The 16,894-nt window shown below is 59.4% G+C and carries 14 protein-coding genes; all 14 read left to right on the forward strand.

All coding sequences use genetic code 11. The features are described 5' to 3' along the window. Positions 1-213: 213 nt before the first annotated feature. The 14 genes from L8H52_RS13790 to nuoM all read left to right on the forward strand — a co-directional run bounded on the left by L8H52_RS13790 (position 214) and on the right by nuoM (position 16,887). Positions 214-975 (forward strand): secretin N-terminal domain-containing protein, encoded by a 762-nt coding sequence (locus L8H52_RS13790; protein ID WP_242207629.1) that lies wholly within the window; start codon positions 214-216, stop codon positions 973-975. Positions 976-1,449: 474 nt separating this feature from the next. Next, the gene (gene aceA / locus L8H52_RS13795) at positions 1,450-2,775 is read left to right on the forward strand and encodes an isocitrate lyase (RefSeq protein ID WP_007920195.1); all 1,326 of its coding nucleotides are present in this window, start codon (positions 1,450-1,452) and stop codon (positions 2,773-2,775) included. A gap of 644 nt (positions 2,776-3,419) precedes the next feature. Next, on the forward strand, positions 3,420-3,833 hold the full coding sequence (locus tag L8H52_RS13800; RefSeq protein WP_003223812.1) for an NADH-quinone oxidoreductase subunit A: 414 nt from the start codon (positions 3,420-3,422) through the stop codon (positions 3,831-3,833). 10 nt (positions 3,834-3,843) lie between these two features. Then, entirely contained in the window at positions 3,844-4,518 is a 675-nt protein-coding gene (locus L8H52_RS13805; RefSeq protein ID WP_007920192.1) for an NADH-quinone oxidoreductase subunit B, read from the forward strand. A 73-nt stretch (positions 4,519-4,591) separates the two neighbouring features. Beyond that, positions 4,592-6,376 (forward strand): NADH-quinone oxidoreductase subunit C/D, encoded by a 1,785-nt coding sequence (nuoC, locus tag L8H52_RS13810; RefSeq protein WP_007920189.1) that lies wholly within the window; start codon positions 4,592-4,594, stop codon positions 6,374-6,376. Between the two features lie 2 nt (positions 6,377-6,378). Further along, entirely contained in the window at positions 6,379-6,876 is a 498-nt protein-coding gene (nuoE, locus tag L8H52_RS13815; protein WP_007920186.1) for an NADH-quinone oxidoreductase subunit NuoE, read from the forward strand. Next, positions 6,873-8,228 carry an NADH-quinone oxidoreductase subunit NuoF gene (nuoF, locus tag L8H52_RS13820; protein WP_007920184.1) on the forward strand — a complete coding sequence of 452 codons (1,356 nt, stop codon included), beginning with the start codon at positions 6,873-6,875 and terminating at the stop codon, positions 8,226-8,228. The genes nuoE and nuoF overlap by 4 nt, the downstream gene beginning before the upstream one ends. Before the next feature lie 136 nt (positions 8,229-8,364). Further along, positions 8,365-11,079: an NADH-quinone oxidoreductase subunit NuoG gene (nuoG, locus tag L8H52_RS13825; RefSeq protein WP_242207628.1), complete on the forward strand. Its 2,715-nt coding sequence runs from the start codon at positions 8,365-8,367 to the stop codon at positions 11,077-11,079. Continuing rightward, positions 11,076-12,083 (forward strand): NADH-quinone oxidoreductase subunit NuoH, encoded by a 1,008-nt coding sequence (nuoH, locus tag L8H52_RS13830; RefSeq protein ID WP_007920179.1) that lies wholly within the window; start codon positions 11,076-11,078, stop codon positions 12,081-12,083. Before nuoG ends, nuoH begins: the two co-directional genes overlap by 4 nt. An 11-nt stretch (positions 12,084-12,094) precedes the next feature. Continuing rightward, a complete protein-coding gene (nuoI, locus tag L8H52_RS13835; protein WP_007920177.1) occupies positions 12,095-12,643 on the forward strand; it encodes an NADH-quinone oxidoreductase subunit NuoI in 549 nt (182 codons plus the stop codon). Positions 12,644-12,652: 9 nt separating this feature from the next. Then, positions 12,653-13,153: an NADH-quinone oxidoreductase subunit J gene (nuoJ, locus tag L8H52_RS13840; RefSeq protein WP_007920176.1), complete on the forward strand. Its 501-nt coding sequence runs from the start codon at positions 12,653-12,655 to the stop codon at positions 13,151-13,153. 3 nt (positions 13,154-13,156) lie between these two features. After that, positions 13,157-13,465, forward strand: coding sequence for an NADH-quinone oxidoreductase subunit NuoK (gene nuoK, locus L8H52_RS13845; protein WP_242207627.1), 309 nt, complete (start codon positions 13,157-13,159; stop codon positions 13,463-13,465). Then, positions 13,462-15,315 carry an NADH-quinone oxidoreductase subunit L gene (gene nuoL / locus L8H52_RS13850; RefSeq protein ID WP_007920175.1) on the forward strand — a complete coding sequence of 618 codons (1,854 nt, stop codon included), beginning with the start codon at positions 13,462-13,464 and terminating at the stop codon, positions 15,313-15,315. Before nuoK ends, nuoL begins: the two co-directional genes overlap by 4 nt. Before the next feature lie 39 nt (positions 15,316-15,354). After that, a complete protein-coding gene (gene nuoM, locus L8H52_RS13855) occupies positions 15,355-16,887 on the forward strand; it encodes an NADH-quinone oxidoreductase subunit M (RefSeq protein WP_186622542.1) in 1,533 nt (510 codons plus the stop codon). The last annotated feature ends 7 nt before the right edge of the window (positions 16,888-16,894 follow it).

Here is a 16,894-nt window from a genome sequence, read left to right on the forward strand (position 1 = left end):
GCTCCCACAGAGGATCTCCTGCGGACACGATTTTTGTGTCAGACAGAGATCCAATGTGGGAGCGAGCCTGCTCGCGAAGAGGCCCGCGAGAACACCACAAAACGCCCCGACATCCGCCGATGCCGGGGCGTTTTGCTGTCTACGATTCAACTTGCCCCACCCAGGGCCGACAAACTGGCAATATCAAGCCTTTCGAAAGCGGAGATAACGGACATGTCCCTACGCACCCTGCTCACCACCCTGCTGCTCGGTTGCAGTTTTACGGTGATGGCAGCCACAGAAATCGTGCCTCTCAATTACCGCACCAGCACCGACATGCTGCCGATGGCGCAAGACTTCCTCGGCAAGGACGGTCAGGTCAGCGCCTATGGTAACCAACTGATCATCAAGGCCGAGCCGGACAAGATTCAGGAACTCAAGGCGCTGATCACCCAACTCGACACGGCGCCGAAACGCTTGCTGATCACCGTCGACACCAATGAAAACAATGGCCGTGGCGACGAAGGTTATTCGGTCAACGGCGCCCAACCGAACCAGACCCGCATCATCAGCCGCAGCACCGCCAGCCGCGACGGCGGCGTGCAGCAAGTACAGGCCACCGATGGCATGCCGGCGCTGATTCAAGTCGGGCAAAGCGTGCCAATCACCAGTAGCCAGAGCAACTCCTATGGCGATTACAGCAGCCAGACCCAATACCGCAACGTCACCCAGGGTTTCTATGTCACCGCCAGCGTCACCGGCGACATCGTTCACTTGGCGATCAGTACCAACCGTGACCGCATGAGCCAGGAACGTCCCGATGTAGTGAACGTGCAAAGCACCGACACAACTGTCAGCGGACGCCTTGGTGAGTGGATCACCCTCGCCGGCGTCAATCGCCAGACACAGGCCGACAAACAGGGCCTGACCCGCAGCTACTCGACTCAAGGCCGGGATGACATGACCTTGCGGGTGAAAGTCGACGCCTTGGACTAAAGCACCGAAAACTGACTGATTAGTCGTATTAGACGAAAGATGTAGTGCTTTAAAAAAAGCACTACAAAACGTTTGACGAGGCAAAAAAGCGAAGGCATGATGGCCTCGCTCCCGCTAATCAGAGGCCCTGGCAAGGGCCTTCGAAGCGATGTTCGCACCTACCCCGCGAACCGCTTCGTGTCTGTACCGCCCACAAGGTGTGTTTGACGAGGTTGCCGACTGGAACGAAGTTGTCCCGAGGGACGGAAGCGTATTTAGGTAACCCGGCATCACACTGTAGACCGTATAGAGGCCCACGACGCCCGCATGCGCCCACAGTCCGCCACTACCTGCTCACTTCCCCTCGAGCCCATCGTTCATCCCGTCGCCTACCCCGCCGAATCCGACTTGACCACCTAAGCTTCTGGTCAGCGAGCGCAGGAATTTTCCACCGCAGAACAACTTTTCATAAAAGACGCGACGAGGTTTATCTCCATGGCACTGACACGCGAACAGCAAATTGCAGCCCTCGAAAAAGACTGGGCTGAAAACCCGCGCTGGAAAGGCGTGACACGCACTTACTCCGCTGCTGACGTCGTCCGTCTGCGTGGCTCGGTTCAACCTGAGCACACCTTTGCAAAAATGGGCGCCGACAAGCTGTGGAACCTGGTCACCCAGGGTGCCAAGCCGTCCTTCCGTCCTGAGAAAGATTTCGTCAACTGCATGGGCGCCCTGACCGGTGGCCAGGCTGTTCAACAGGTCAAAGCCGGTATCCAGGCGATCTACCTGTCGGGCTGGCAAGTGGCTGCGGACAACAACTCCGCAGAATCCATGTACCCGGACCAGTCGCTGTACCCGGTGGACTCGGTGCCAACCGTGGTCAAGCGCATCAACAACTCGTTCCGTCGTGCTGACCAGATCCAGTGGAAAGCCGGCAAGAACCCGGGCGACGATGGCTACATCGACTACTTCGCGCCGATCGTGGCTGACGCTGAAGCCGGTTTCGGCGGCGTACTGAACGCCTACGAACTGATGAAGAGCATGATCGAAGCAGGCGCTGCCGGCGTTCACTTCGAAGACCAATTGGCTTCCGTGAAAAAATGCGGCCACATGGGCGGTAAAGTACTGGTTCCAACTCAGGAAGCCGTACAGAAGCTGACCGCTGCTCGCTTGGCTGCTGACGTTGCCGGTACACCGACCATCATTCTGGCCCGTACCGACGCCAACGCCGCTGACCTGCTGACCTCCGATTGCGACCCGTACGACCAGCCGTTCGTGACTGGCGAGCGCACTCAGGAAGGTTTCTACAAGGTCCGCGCCGGTCTGGATCAAGCCATCGCTCGTGGTCTGGCTTACGCGCCATACGCCGACCTGATCTGGTGCGAAACCGCCAAGCCGGATCTGGACGAGGCTCGTCGCTTCGCCGAAGCGATCAAAAAGGAATACCCGGACCAACTGCTGTCGTACAACTGCTCGCCTTCCTTCAACTGGAAGAAAAACCTCGACGACGCGACCATCGCCAAGTTCCAGCGCGAACTGTCCGCCATGGGTTACAAGCACCAGTTCATCACCCTGGCCGGCATTCACAACATGTGGCACAGCATGTTCAACCTGGCGCACGACTACGCCCGCAACGACATGACTGCCTACGTGAAGCTGCAAGAGCAGGAATTCGCTGACGCCGCCAAGGGTTACACCTTCGTGGCGCACCAGCAGGAAGTGGGCACCGGCTACTTCGACGACATGACCACTGTGATTCAAGGTGGCTCGTCTTCGGTAACCGCGCTGACCGGTTCGACTGAAGAAGAACAGTTCCACTGATTCGGCTTCGCTGAGTAAACGGCCTCTGCGGATCGTATAGAAAGCTAACCGCAGAGCCGCAAAACTGACGCCCCGACTGGTTCGGGGCGTTTTTTTGCCCGAGACAATCTCCCAGACGCCACAAACCCTCTGTGGAAGCGAGCTTGCTCGCGAAGGCGTCATGTCAGTCACTATCCATGTCGAATGATGAACCGCATTCGCGAGCAAGCTCGCTCCCACAGGAAAAGCGTCAGCCGCGAATCAAAACATTGATCCAGCGCGGTACAACCGTCAGAAAAATCCGCTAAAACGGGCGCCGTCGCTACTTGCAGTAACGTGCAAGTAAGACAACTTCCCAACTGACATCCCGTTAAACAGTTACAAAACCACTCCAAACGATATTAATTATCATTTAGCCGCAACTATGTTCGTTACATTCCCTACAAAACATTATTTGCATAAACCCGCCTAATGCCCGCAACGCATGGGCTGCAGGGCATTGGAGATGCGCTATGTCCTTATTCCAATAAATAATTTCGCTATAGGAATTTTACTTGCAGGGTGTTTAGCCATAAAATCAGCGCGATTGATTGCTGCGACATATCGTCACTGCCTATTTCTTTATCAAGCTCAGAGACCTTTGCTCTCTGTTAAGGATTACCAGCATGCCCGAAGCGACAGGACTCATGGCCCACAACTGGGGCTTTGCCATTTTCCTTCTGGGTGTCGTCGGCCTGTGTGCCTTCATGCTTGGCGTCTCCAGCCTCCTTGGGTCAAAAGCCTGGGGCCGCAGCAAAAACGAACCGTTCGAGTCCGGCATGCTACCTACCGGTGGCGCCCGCTTGCGGCTCTCAGCCAAATTCTATCTGGTCGCGATGCTCTTCGTGATCTTCGATATCGAAGCCCTCTTTCTCTTTGCATGGTCTGTGTCCGTCCGCGAAAGCGGCTGGACCGGATTCGTCGAAGCTCTCGTTTTCATAGCAATTCTGTTGGCAGGTCTTGTCTACCTGTTCCGAGTGGGCGCCCTTGACTGGGCTCCGGAAGCTCGTCGCAAGCGGCAGGCGAAGCTGAAACAATGAGGCTTTGGCAATGCAATACAATCTCACCAGGATCGACCCCGATGCTCCTAACGAGCAGTATCCGATTGGCGAACGGGAAACCGTTTCCGATCCGTTAGAAGATCAAGTCCACAAAAACATTTTCATGGGCAAGCTGGAAGACGTGCTGAGTGGCGCGGTCAACTGGGGACGTAAAAACTCCCTGTGGCCGTACAACTTCGGCCTGTCGTGCTGCTACGTGGAAATGACCACCGCCTTCACGGCGCCCCACGACATCGCGCGCTTTGGCGCCGAAGTGATCCGGGCATCGCCGCGTCAGGCCGACTTCATGGTTATCGCCGGCACCTGCTTCATCAAGATGGCGCCGATCATCCAGCGTCTCTACGAGCAGATGCTCGAGCCGAAATGGGTGATCTCCATGGGTTCGTGCGCTAACTCCGGTGGCATGTACGACATCTACTCTGTGGTTCAAGGGGTGGACAAGTTCCTGCCCGTGGACGTCTACGTACCTGGCTGCCCTCCTCGTCCGGAAGCATTTCTGCAAGGCTTGATGCTGTTGCAGGAATCGATCGGCAAGGAGCGTCGTCCGCTTTCCTGGGTCGTTGGTGATCAAGGCGTTTATCGCGCCGACATGCCTTCGCAAAAGGAAGAGCGCCGCGAACAGCGAATCGCAGTCACCAACCTGCGCAGCCCTGACGAAGTCTGATCCAGATCTGTTCTGACAAAGAAACGAGAAGCTGGCTTCATTCTTTACGTTGACCGAAAGCGAAAAAATAACCATGACTACAGGCAGCGCTCTGTACATCCCGCCTTATAAGGCAGACGACCAGGATGTGGTCGTTGAATTGAACAACCGTTTTGGCGCCGAAGCGTTCACCGCTCAGTCGACCCGCACCGGCATGCCGGTGCTGTGGGTGGCGCGTGCCAGACTCGTCGAAGTCCTGACTTTCCTGCGTAACCTGCCCAAGCCGTACGTCATGCTCTATGACCTGCACGGCGTGGACGAGCGTCTGCGCACCAAGCGTCAAGGCCTGCCGAGCGACGCTGAGTTCACCGTGTTCTATCACCTCATGTCGCTGGAGCGTAATAGTGACGTGATGATCAAGGTCGCCTTGTCCGAGAGCGACCTCAGCTTGCCGACCGTCACCAGCATCTGGCCGAACGCCAACTGGTACGAGCGTGAAGTCTGGGACATGTTCGGCATCGACTTCAAAGGTCACCCGCACCTGTCGCGCATCATGATGCCGCCGACCTGGGAAGGTCACCCGCTGCGCAAGGACTTCCCGGCGCGCGCCACCGAATTCGATCCGTACAGCCTCAACCTCGCCAAGCAACAGCTTGAGGAAGAAGCCGCGCGTTTCCGTCCGGAAGACTGGGGCATGAAGCGTTCCGGCCCGAACGAGGACTACATGTTCCTCAACCTCGGCCCGAACCACCCTTCGGCGCACGGTGCGTTCCGCATCATTCTGCAACTGGACGGAGAAGAGATCGTCGACTGCGTGCCGGACATCGGCTACCACCACCGTGGTGCCGAGAAGATGGCCGAGCGTCAGTCGTGGCACAGCTTCATCCCGTACACCGACCGTATCGACTACCTCGGCGGCGTGATGAACAACCTGCCGTACGTGCTCTCGGTCGAGAAGCTGGCCGGCATCAAAGTGCCCGAGAAGGTCGACGTCATTCGCATCATGATGGCCGAGTTCTTCCGGATCACCAGCCACCTGCTGTTCCTCGGGACTTACATCCAGGACGTCGGCGCCATGACTCCGGTGTTCTTCACCTTCACCGACCGCCAGAAGGCGTACACGGTGATTGAAGCCATTACCGGTTTCCGTCTGCACCCGGCCTGGTACCGCATCGGTGGTGTTGCCCACGACCTGCCGCGCGGCTGGGAAAAACTGGTGAAAGACTTCGTTGAATGGCTGCCAAAACGCCTCGACGAATACACCAAGGCTGCCCTGCAGAACAGCATCCTCAAGGGTCGTACCATCGGCGTCGCCCAGTACAACACCAAAGAAGCCCTGGAATGGGGCGTCACCGGTGCTGGCCTGCGTTCGACCGGTTGCGATTTCGACCTGCGTAAAGCGCGCCCCTACTCCGGCTACGAGAACTTCGAGTTCGAAGTGCCGCTGGCCGCCAATGGCGATGCCTACGACCGCTGCATGGTTCGCGTTGAAGAAATGCGCCAGAGCATCAAGATCATCGACCAGTGCATGCGCAACATGCCGGAAGGCCCGTACAAGGCGGATCACCCGCTGACCACGCCGCCGCCCAAAGAGCGCACGCTGCAGCACATCGAAACCTTGATCACGCACTTCCTGCAAGTTTCGTGGGGCCCGGTGATGCCGGCCAACGAATCCTTCCAGATGATCGAAGCGACCAAGGGCATCAACAGTTATTACCTGACGAGCGACGGCGGCACCATGAGCTACCGTACCCGGATCCGCACTCCAAGCTTCCCGCATCTGCAACAGATCCCTTCGGTGATCAAAGGCAGCATGGTCGCGGACATGATTGCGTACCTGGGTAGTATCGATTTCGTTATGGCCGACGTGGACCGCTAAGCATGAACAGCACGCTTATCCAGACAGACCGTTTCACCTTGAGTGAAACCGAGCGCTCGGCCATCGAGCACGAGCTGCATCACTACGAAGACCCGCGCGCGGCGTCGATCGAAGCCCTGAAGATCGTTCAGAAAGAACGCGGCTGGGTGCCGGATGGCGCCTTGTACGCGATCGGCGAGATTCTCGGCATCCCGGCCAGCGACGTTGAAGGTGTGGCGACGTTCTATAGCCAGATCTTCCGTCAGCCGGTCGGCCGTCACATCATTCGCGTCTGCGACAGCATGGTCTGCTACATCGGCGGCCACGAATCGGTAGTCAGCGAAATCCAGAACAATCTGGGCATCGGCCTGGGTCAGACCACCACCGACGGTCGTTTCACCCTGCTGCCTGTCTGCTGCCTCGGCAACTGCGACAAGGCACCGGCGCTGATGATCGACGACGACACCTTTGGTGATGTGCAGCCTGCTGGCGTCGCCAAACTGCTCGAGGGCTACGTATGACCCTGACATCTTTCGGTCCTGCCAACCGCATCCAGCGTTCGGCCGAGACTCACCCGCTGACCTGGCGTCTGCGTGACGACGGCGAAGCCGTGTGGCTCGACGAGTACCAGGCCAAGAACGGTTACGCTGCGGCGCGCAAAGCCTTCGCCGACATGGATCAGGACGCTATCGTCCAGACCGTGAAAGACGCCGGCCTCAAAGGTCGCGGCGGTGCAGGCTTCCCCACTGGTGTGAAGTGGGGCCTGATGCCCAAAGACGAATCCATCAACATCCGTTATTTGCTGTGCAACGCGGATGAAATGGAGCCGAACACCTGGAAAGACCGCATGCTGATGGAGCAACTGCCCCATCTGCTGATCGAGGGCATGCTGATCAGTGCCCGCGCGCTGAAAACCTACCGTGGCTACATCTTCCTGCGTGGCGAATACACCACCGCCGCCAAGCACCTCAACCGTGCCGTGGAAGAAGCCAAGGCTGCGGGCCTGCTGGGCAAGAACATTCTGGGCAGCGGCTTCGATTTCGAGCTGTTCGTCCACACCGGCGCCGGGCGTTACATCTGCGGTGAAGAAACCGCACTGATCAACTCCCTCGAAGGCCGCCGCGCCAACCCGCGCTCCAAGCCGCCCTTCCCTGCCGCCGTCGGCGTGTGGGGCAAGCCGACTTGCGTGAACAACGTGGAAACCCTGTGCAACGTGCCGGCGATCATCGCCGACGGCGTTGACTGGTACAAATCGTTGGCGCGCGAAGGCAGCGAAGACATGGGCACCAAACTCATGGGCTTCTCTGGCAAGGTCAAGAACCCGGGTCTGTGGGAGCTGCCATTCGGCGTCACCGGTCGCGAGTTGTTCGAAGACTACGCCGGCGGCATGCGCGACGGCTTCAAGCTCAAGGCCTGGCAGCCAGGTGGCGCAGGTACCGGTTTCCTTCTGCCAGAACATCTCGACGCGCAAATGTATGCCGGCGGCATCGCCAAAGTGGGCACCCGTATGGGTACCGGCCTGGCCATGGCGGTGGACGACAGCGTCAACATGGTCTCCTTGCTGCGCAACATGGAGCAGTTCTTCGCTCGCGAGTCGTGCGGTTTCTGCACCCCGTGCCGTGATGGTCTGCCATGGAGCGTCAAGCTGCTGATGGCCATCGAACAAGGCCGCGGTCAGCCTGGCGACATCGAGACCCTGCTGGGTCTGGTCAACTTCCTCGGCCCGGGCAAGACCTTCTGTGCTCACGCACCGGGTGCCGTGGAACCGTTGGGCAGTGCCATCAAATACTTCCGTCCAGAGTTCGAAGCCGGTATCGCGCCAGTCAGCGCCGCCGTCCCGCCTCTGGCAAGGCCGATCGTAATCGGCGCGTAAACGCTTAAAAAGGCGAAGGGTCCGTGCCCTTCGCCTTTCGTCCGATGACGCCTTTCGGGGCTGACTGGATTCGGACGGATAACAAGATTCCATTAGCCACGCCCGCTGACACCGGGCCAACGAAGACCTTTGAACCATGGCCACTATCCACGTAGACGGCAAAGCGCTCGAAGTCGACGGGGCAGACAACCTGTTACAGGCATGTCTGTCGCTGGGCCTCGACATTCCATATTTCTGCTGGCACCCCGCGCTCGGTAGCGTCGGGGCTTGCCGCCAGTGCGCGGTCAAGCAGTACACCGACGAGAACGACACCCGTGGTCGCATCGTCATGTCCTGCATGACCCCTGCCACCGACAACACCTGGATCTCCATCGAAGATGAAGAATCCAAGGCGTTCCGCGCCAGTGTTGTTGAATGGCTGATGACCAACCACCCGCACGACTGCCCTGTGTGCGAAGAAGGCGGTCATTGCCACCTGCAAGACATGACCGTGATGACCGGCCACAACGAGCGCCGTTATCGCTTCACCAAACGCACCCACCAGAACCAGCAACTGGGCCCGTTCATTTCCCACGAAATGAACCGCTGCATCGCTTGCTATCGCTGCGTGCGTTTCTACAAGGATTACGCCGGCGGCACCGACCTCGGTGTGTTCGGCGCCCACGACAACGTGTACTTCGGTCGCGTTGAAGACGGTACCCTCGAAAGCGAGTTCTCCGGCAACCTCACCGAGGTCTGCCCGACCGGTGTGTTCACCGACAAGACGCACTCCGAGCGCTACAACCGCAAGTGGGACATGCAGTTCGCGCCGAGCATCTGCCATGGCTGCTCGAGCGGTTGCAACATCTCGCCGGGCGAGCGTTACGGCGAACTGCGTCGCATCGAAAACCGTTTCAACGGTTCGGTGAACCAGTACTTCCTGTGCGACCGTGGCCGTTTCGGTTATGGCTACGTCAACCGCACCGACCGTCCACGTCAGCCGCTGCTGGCCGACGGCACCAAGCTCGGTCTGGATGCTGCGCTGGATAAAGCCGCTGACCTGCTGCGCGGTCGCAACATCGTCGGCATCGGTTCGCCGCGTGCCAGCCTCGAAAGCAACTACGCGTTGCGCGAACTGGTTGGCGCCGAGCACTTCTACTCGGGTATCGAAGCGTCCGAACTGGAACGCATCCGTCTGGTCCTGCAAGTGCTGAAAGACAGCCCGCTGCCAGTGCCGAATATGCGCGACATCGAAGACCACGATGCAATTTTCGTCCTCGGTGAGGACCTGACCCAGACCGCCGCCCGTGTGGCGCTGTCGCTGCGTCAATCGGTCAAAGGCAAAGCTGAAGACATGGCTGAAGCCATGCGCGTTCAGCCTTGGCTCGACGCGGCGGTGAAGAACATCGGTCAGCACGCGCTGAACCCGCTGTTCATCGCCAGTCTGGCGGAAACCAAGCTCGACGACGTTGCTGAAGAATGCGTTCACGCAGCTCCTGACGATCTGGCGCGCATCGGTTTCGCCGTGGCTCACGCGCTGGATGCCAGCGCCCCGGCCGTTGAAGGTCTGGATGCCGAAGCACTGCAACTGGCCAAGCGCATTGCTGATGCCCTGCTCGCCGCCAAACGTCCGCTGATCATCGCCGGTACTTCGCTGGGCTCCAAAGCCTTGATCGAAGCCGCCGCGAACATCGCCAAGGCACTGAAGCTGCGCGAGAAGAACGGTTCGATCAGCCTGATCGTCCCGGAAGCCAACAGCCTCGGTCTGGCCATGCTCGGTGGCGAGTCGGTGGATGCTGCGCTGCAAGCTGTCATCGACGGTAAAGCCGACGCCATCGTTGTGCTGGAAAACGATCTGTACACCCGCACTGCCAAAGAAAAAGTCGATGCTGCACTGAACGCTGCGCAAGTGGTGATCGTTGCTGACCATCAGAAGACGGCTACCAGCGACCGCGCGCACCTGGTTCTGCCAGCCGCAAGCTTCGCTGAAGGCGACGGTACTTTGGTCAGCCAGGAAGGTCGCGCCCAGCGCTTCTTCCAGGTTTTCGACCCGCAATACATGGATGCGAGCATCCTGGTTCACGAAGGCTGGCGCTGGCTGCACGCCCTGCGCGCGACCCTGCTGAACCAGCCGATCGACTGGACGCAACTCGACCACGTGACTGCTGCCGTTGCTTCGAGCACCGAGCAACTGGCGCGTATCGTCGACGCTGCACCTTCGGCAGCGTTCCGCATCAAGGGTCTGAAACTGGCGCGTGAGCCGCTGCGTTATTCCGGTCGCACCGCGATGCGCGCCGACATCAGCGTTCACGAACCACGCACCCCGCAAGACAAAGACACCGCGTTTGCCTTCTCAATGGAAGGTTACTCGGGCTCTGCCGAACCGCGTCAGCAAGTACCATTTGCATGGTCGCCGGGCTGGAACTCGCCACAAGCGTGGAACAAGTTCCAGGACGAAGTCGGTGGTCATATCCGCGCTGGCGACCCGGGCACCCGCCTGATCGAAAGCACTGGCGATTCGCTGAACTGGTTCGCTGCTGCACCACGCGCGTTCAACCCGGCGCCGGGCACCTGGCAAGCCGTGCCGTTCTTCCATCTGTTCGGCAGCGAAGAAAACTCTTCGAAAGCCGCGCCGGTTCAAGAGCGCATTCCGGCTCCATACGTTGCTCTGGCCAAGTCGGAAGCCGATCGTCTGGGCGTCAATGACGGTGCCCTGCTGAGCCTGAACGTGGCCGGTCAGACCCTGCGTCTGCCGCTGCGTATCAATGAAGAACTGGGCGCAGGTCTGGTGGCATTGCCTGCGGGCATCGCCGGCATTCCACCGGCATTCGCCGGCGTATCCGTCGACGGTCTGCAGGAGGCAGCGCAATGACCTGGTTCACCCCTGAAGTGATCGATGTGATCCTCTCGGTCGTCAAAGCCATCGTGATTCTGCTGGCCGTGGTGGTTGCAGGCGCGTTGCTCAGCTTTGTCGAACGTCGCCTGCTGGGCTGGTGGCAGGACCGTTACGGTCCGAACCGCGTTGGCCCGTTTGGTATGTTCCAGATCGCCGCCGACATGCTGAAGATGTTCTTCAAGGAAGACTGGACCCCGCCGTTTGCCGATAAAGTGATCTTCACCCTGGCACCGGTGGTGGCCATGTCCGCCTTGCTGATCGCCTTTGCGATCATCCCGATCACCCCGACCTGGGGCGTCGCGGATCTGAACATCGGCCTGCTGTTCTTCTTCGCCATGGCCGGTCTGTCGGTCTACGCGGTGCTGTTCGCCGGCTGGTCGAGTAACAACAAGTTCGCCCTCCTCGGCAGCTTGCGTGCGTCGGCGCAGACCGTGTCCTACGAAGTGTTCATGGGCCTGGCCCTGATGGGCATCGTGGTCCAGGTCGGCTCGTTCAACATGCGCGACATCGTCGAGTACCAGGCGCAGAACCTGTGGTTCATCATTCCGCAGTTCTTCGGCTTCTGTACCTTCTTCATCGCTGGCGTCGCCGTGACTCACCGTCACCCGTTCGACCAGCCGGAAGCGGAGCAGGAACTGGCCGACGGTTACCACATTGAATACGCCGGTATGAAATGGGGCATGTTCTTCGTCGGTGAATACATCGGCATCATCCTGATCTCGGCGCTGCTGGTCACCCTGTTCTTCGGTGGCTGGCACGGTCCGTTCGGCATCCTGCCGCAACTGGCGTTCGTCTGGTTCGCACTGAAGACCGCGTTCTTCATCATGCTGTTCATCCTGCTGCGCGCTTCCATTCCGCGTCCGCGTTATGACCAGGTGATGGATTTCAGCTGGAAATTCTGCCTGCCACTGACCCTGATCAATTTGCTGGTGACCGCTGCAGTCGTGTTGTGGAACACGCCTGCAGTCGCGGTTCAGTGAGGATTTGACCCATGTTCAAATATATTGGCGACATCGTTAAGGGTACCGGTACCCAGTTGCGCAGCCTGGTCATGGTCTTCGGCCATGGCTTTCGCAAGCGCGACACCCTGCAATACCCGGAAGAAGCGGTCTACCTGCCACCACGCTACCGTGGTCGTATCGTCCTGACCCGCGACCCCGATGGCGAAGAGCGTTGCGTTGCCTGCAACCTCTGCGCCGTGGCTTGCCCGGTGGGTTGCATCTCGCTGCAGAAAGCTGAAACCGAAGACGGTCGCTGGTACCCGGACTTCTTCCGTATCAACTTCTCGCGCTGCATTTTCTGCGGTCTCTGCGAGGAAGCCTGTCCGACCACCGCAATCCAGCTGACACCGGATTTCGAGATGGCCGAGTTCAAACGTCAGGACCTGGTGTACGAGAAAGAAGATCTGTTGATCTCCGGCCCCGGCAAAAACCCTGATTACAACTTCTATCGTGTTGCAGGTATGGCAATCGCTGGCAAGCCGAAAGGCTCCGCGCAGAACGAAGCCGAACCGATCAACGTGAAGAGCTTGCTGCCTTAAGGAAGAACGATGGAATTCGCTTTCTATTTCGCATCGGGTATCGCTGTTGTGTCCACGCTTCGCGTAGTCACCAACACCAACCCTGTGCACGCCCTGCTCTACCTGATCATCTCGTTGATCGCCGTGGCCATGACCTTCTTCGCACTCGGCGCGCCGTTCGCCGGCGTGCTGGAAGTGATCGCCTACGCCGGCGCCATCATGGTGCTGTTCGTGTTCGTGGTGATGATGCTGAACCTCGGCCCGGCCTCGGTTCAGCAAGAACGCGTCTGGCTCAAGCCCGGCATCTGGGCCGGCCCGGTGATTCTCGCCGCCCTGCTGCTGGCCGAACTGCTGTATGTGCTGTTCGCTCACCAGAGCGGTCAGGCCATCGGCCACACCACCGTAGACGCGAAAGCCGTGGGCATCAGCCTGTTCGGCCCGTACCTGCTGGTGGTCGAACTCGCCTCGATGCTGCTGCTTGCTGCAGCCGTCACGGCGTTCCATTTGGGCCGTAACGAGGCGAAGGAGTAAGACATGCCTGCTATCCCTCTCGAACATGGATTGGCCGTTGCCGGCATCCTGTTCTGCCTTGGTCTGGTCGGCCTGATGATCCGCCGCAACATTTTGTTCGTGTTGATGAGCCTGGAAGTGATGATGAACGCCTCTGCACTGGCGTTCATTGTTGCTGGCGCCCGTTGGGGCCAGCCGGATGGACAGATCATGTTCATCCTGGTGATCAGCCTTGCAGCCGCCGAGGCCAGTATTGGTCTGGCGATCCTGCTGCAACTGTATCGCCGCTTCCACACGCTCGATATCGACGCTGCCAGTGAGATGCGCGGATGAACCTGATCTTTCTGACTTTCGTATTCCCTCTGATCGGTTTCCTGCTGCTGTCGTTCTCTCGCGGACGCTGGTCGGAAAACCTCTCGGCGCTGATCGGCGTGGGTTCCATTGGCTTGTCGGCGATTGTTGCCGCCTACGTCATCTGGCAATTCAACGTCGCACCACCCGAAGGCGGTCACTACACCCTGGTACTGTGGAAGTGGATGGCGGTCGAAGGCTTCAAGCCTGACTTCGCCCTCTACGTCGACGGCCTGTCGATCACCATGCTCGGCGTGGTCGTTGGCGTCGGTTTCCTGATCCACCTGTTCGCGTCCTGGTACATGCGCGGTGAAGCGGGTTACTCGCGCTTCTTCTCGTACACCAACCTGTTTATCGCCAGCATGCTGTTCCTGGTGCTCGGCGATAACCTGTTGTTCCTGTACTTCGGCTGGGAAGGCGTGGGCCTGTGTTCGTACCTGTTGATCGGTTTCTACTACAGCAACCGCAACAACGGTAACGCCGCACTCAAGGCCTTCATCGTGACCCGGATCGGCGACGTGTTCATGGCCATCGGCCTGTTCATCCTGTTCCAGCAAGTGGGCACGCTGAACATCCAGGAACTGCTGGTGCTGGCACCGCAGAAATTCCAGGTCGGCGACTTCTGGATCACCCTGGCGACTCTGATGCTGCTGGGTGGCGCGGTCGGTAAATCGGCACAACTGCCACTACAAACCTGGCTGGCGGACGCGATGGCTGGCCCGACGCCGGTGTCGGCACTGATCCACGCTGCAACCATGGTTACTGCTGGTGTTTACCTGATCGCCCGTACCCACGGTCTGTTCACCCTGGCGCCGGAAATCCTCCACCTGGTCGGCATCGTTGGTGGTGTGACGTTGGTTCTGGCAGGTTTCGCCGCGCTGGTACAAACCGACATCAAACGTATCCTCGCCTACTCGACCATGAGCCAGATCGGCTACATGTTCCTGGCGCTGGGCGTTGGTGCATGGGATGGCGCGATTTTCCACCTGATGACCCACGCCTTCTTCAAGGCCCTGCTGTTCCTTGCTTCCGGTGCGGTAATCGTTGCCTGCCACCACGAGCAGAACATCTTCAAGATGGGCGGTCTGTGGAAAAAACTGCCACTGGCCTACGCCAGCTTCATCGTCGGTGGTGCTGCGCTGGCCGCTCTGCCACTGGTCACCGCAGGCTTCTACTCCAAGGACGAAATCCTCTGGGAAGCGTTCGCCAGCGGCAACCACGGTCTGCTCTACGCAGGTCTGGTCGGCGCGTTCATGACGTCGCTGTACACCTTCCGCCTGATCTTCATCACGTTCCACGGTGAAGCCAAGACCGAAGCCCACGCCGGTCACGGCATCTCGCACTGGCTGCCACTGTCGGTGCTGATCGTGCTGTCGACGTTCGTCGGCGCGATGATCGTGCCACCGCTGCACGGCGTTCTGCCAGAAAGCGTTGGCCATGCCGGTGGCGAAGCCAAGCACAGTCTGGAAATCGCTTCGGGCGCCATCGCCCTGGCCGGTATCCTGCTGGCAGCGCTGCTGTTCCTCGGCAAGCGTCGCTTCGTCACGGCAATCGCCAACAGCGGCATCGGCCGTTTCCTTTCGGCCTGGTGGTTCGCTGCCTGGGGCTTCGACTGGATCTACGACAAACTGTTCGTCAAGCCTTACCTGGCGATCAGCCACGTACTGCGCAAAGACCCGCTCGACCAGACCATCGGTCTGATCCCGCGTATGGCCAAGGGTGGTCACACTGCCCTGAGCCGCACCGAGACCGGTCAACTGCGTTGGTACGCTGCTTCGATGGCTGCTGGTGCCGTGCTGGTTATCGGCGCCATCGTGCTGGTAGCGGTCTGATATGAACCTTGCGAATTTGCGAAAGGAAACGAGCCCGTCATGATTCTGCCTTGGCTAATCCTGATCCCCTTCATCGGCGGCCTGCTGTGCTGGATGGGTGAGCGCTTCGGCGCTACCCTCCCGCGCTGGATTGCGCTGTTGACCATGACCCTGGAACTCGCCCTCGGCCTCTGGCTGTGGGCCCACGGTGACTATTCATTTGCGCCGGCGCCTGGCGCCGATCCGACCTGGGCGCTTGAGTTCAAGCATGTCTGGATCCAGCGCTTCGGCATCAACGTGCACCTGGCCCTCGACGGCCTGTCGCTGTTGATGATCCTGCTGACCGGTCTGCTGGGTATCCTCTCGGTACTCTGCTCGTGGAAAGAGATTCAACGTCACGTTGGCTTCTTCCACCTGAACCTGATGTGGATCCTGGGCGGCGTTGTCGGCGTGTTCCTCGCCCTCGACCTGTTCATGTTCTTCTTCTTCTGGGAAATGATGCTGGTGCCGATGTACTTCCTCATCGCGCTCTGGGGTCACAGTTCTTCGGACGGCAAGAAAACTCGGATCTACGCAGCGACCAAGTTCTTCATCTTCACTCAGGCTTCCGGCCTGATCATGCTGGTGGCGATCCTCGGTCTGGTGCTGGTCAACTTCAACAACACTGGCGTGATTACTTTCAACTACGCCGACCTGTTGAAAACCAAGATGTCGATGACCACCGAGTACATCCTGATGCTCGGCTTCTTCATCGCCTTCGCGGTCAAGCTGCCCGTCGTACCGTTCCACTCGTGGTTGCCTGATGCCCACGCCCAGGCGCCGACTGCCGGTTCCGTCGACCTCGCCGGTATCTTGCTGAAAACCGCTGCTTACGGTCTGCTGCGTTTCGCTCTGCCGCTGTTCCCGAACGCTTCGGCCGAGTTTGCGCCGATCGCCATGACCCTCGGTCTGGTCGGGATCTTCTACGGCGCTTTCCTGGCTTTCGCCCAAACCGACATCAAGCGTCTGATCGCCTTCTCTTCCGTTTCCCACATGGGTTTCGTGTTGATCGGCATCTACTCCGGCAGCCAACTGGCCCTGCAAGGTGCAGTGATCCAGATGCTCGCGCACGGTGTGTCGGCGGCGGCACTGTTTATCCTCAGCGGTCAGTTGTACGAGCGTCTGCACACTCGTGACATGCGTGAGATGGGCGGTCTGTGGTCGCGTATCGCGTACCTGCCGGCGATCAGCCTGTTCTTTGCGGCCGCATCCCTGGGCTTGCCGGGTACCGGTAACTTTGTCGGTGAATTCCTGATCCTGATCGGCACTTTCGCCAGCGCTCCATGGATCACCGCGATTGCCACTTCCGGTCTGGTGTTCGGTTCGGTCTACTCGCTGATCATGATCCACCGTGCCTACTTCGGTCCGTCGAAATCGGATTCGATCCTGCACGGTATGGACGCTCGCGAACTGATCATGGTGCTGGGCCTTGCGGTGCTGCTGATTTACCTCGGCGTCTACCCGCAACCGTTCCTCGACACCTCTGCCGCCACGATGCATGGCGTGCAGCAGTGGCTCGGCACCGCCTTCACTCAACTCGCTTCGGCCCGGTAAGAGCGCT

This window comes from Pseudomonas sp. CROZ-RG-20F-R04-15 (genome assembly GCF_022662375.1).
GTDB lineage: Bacteria > Pseudomonadota > Gammaproteobacteria > Pseudomonadales > Pseudomonadaceae > Aquipseudomonas.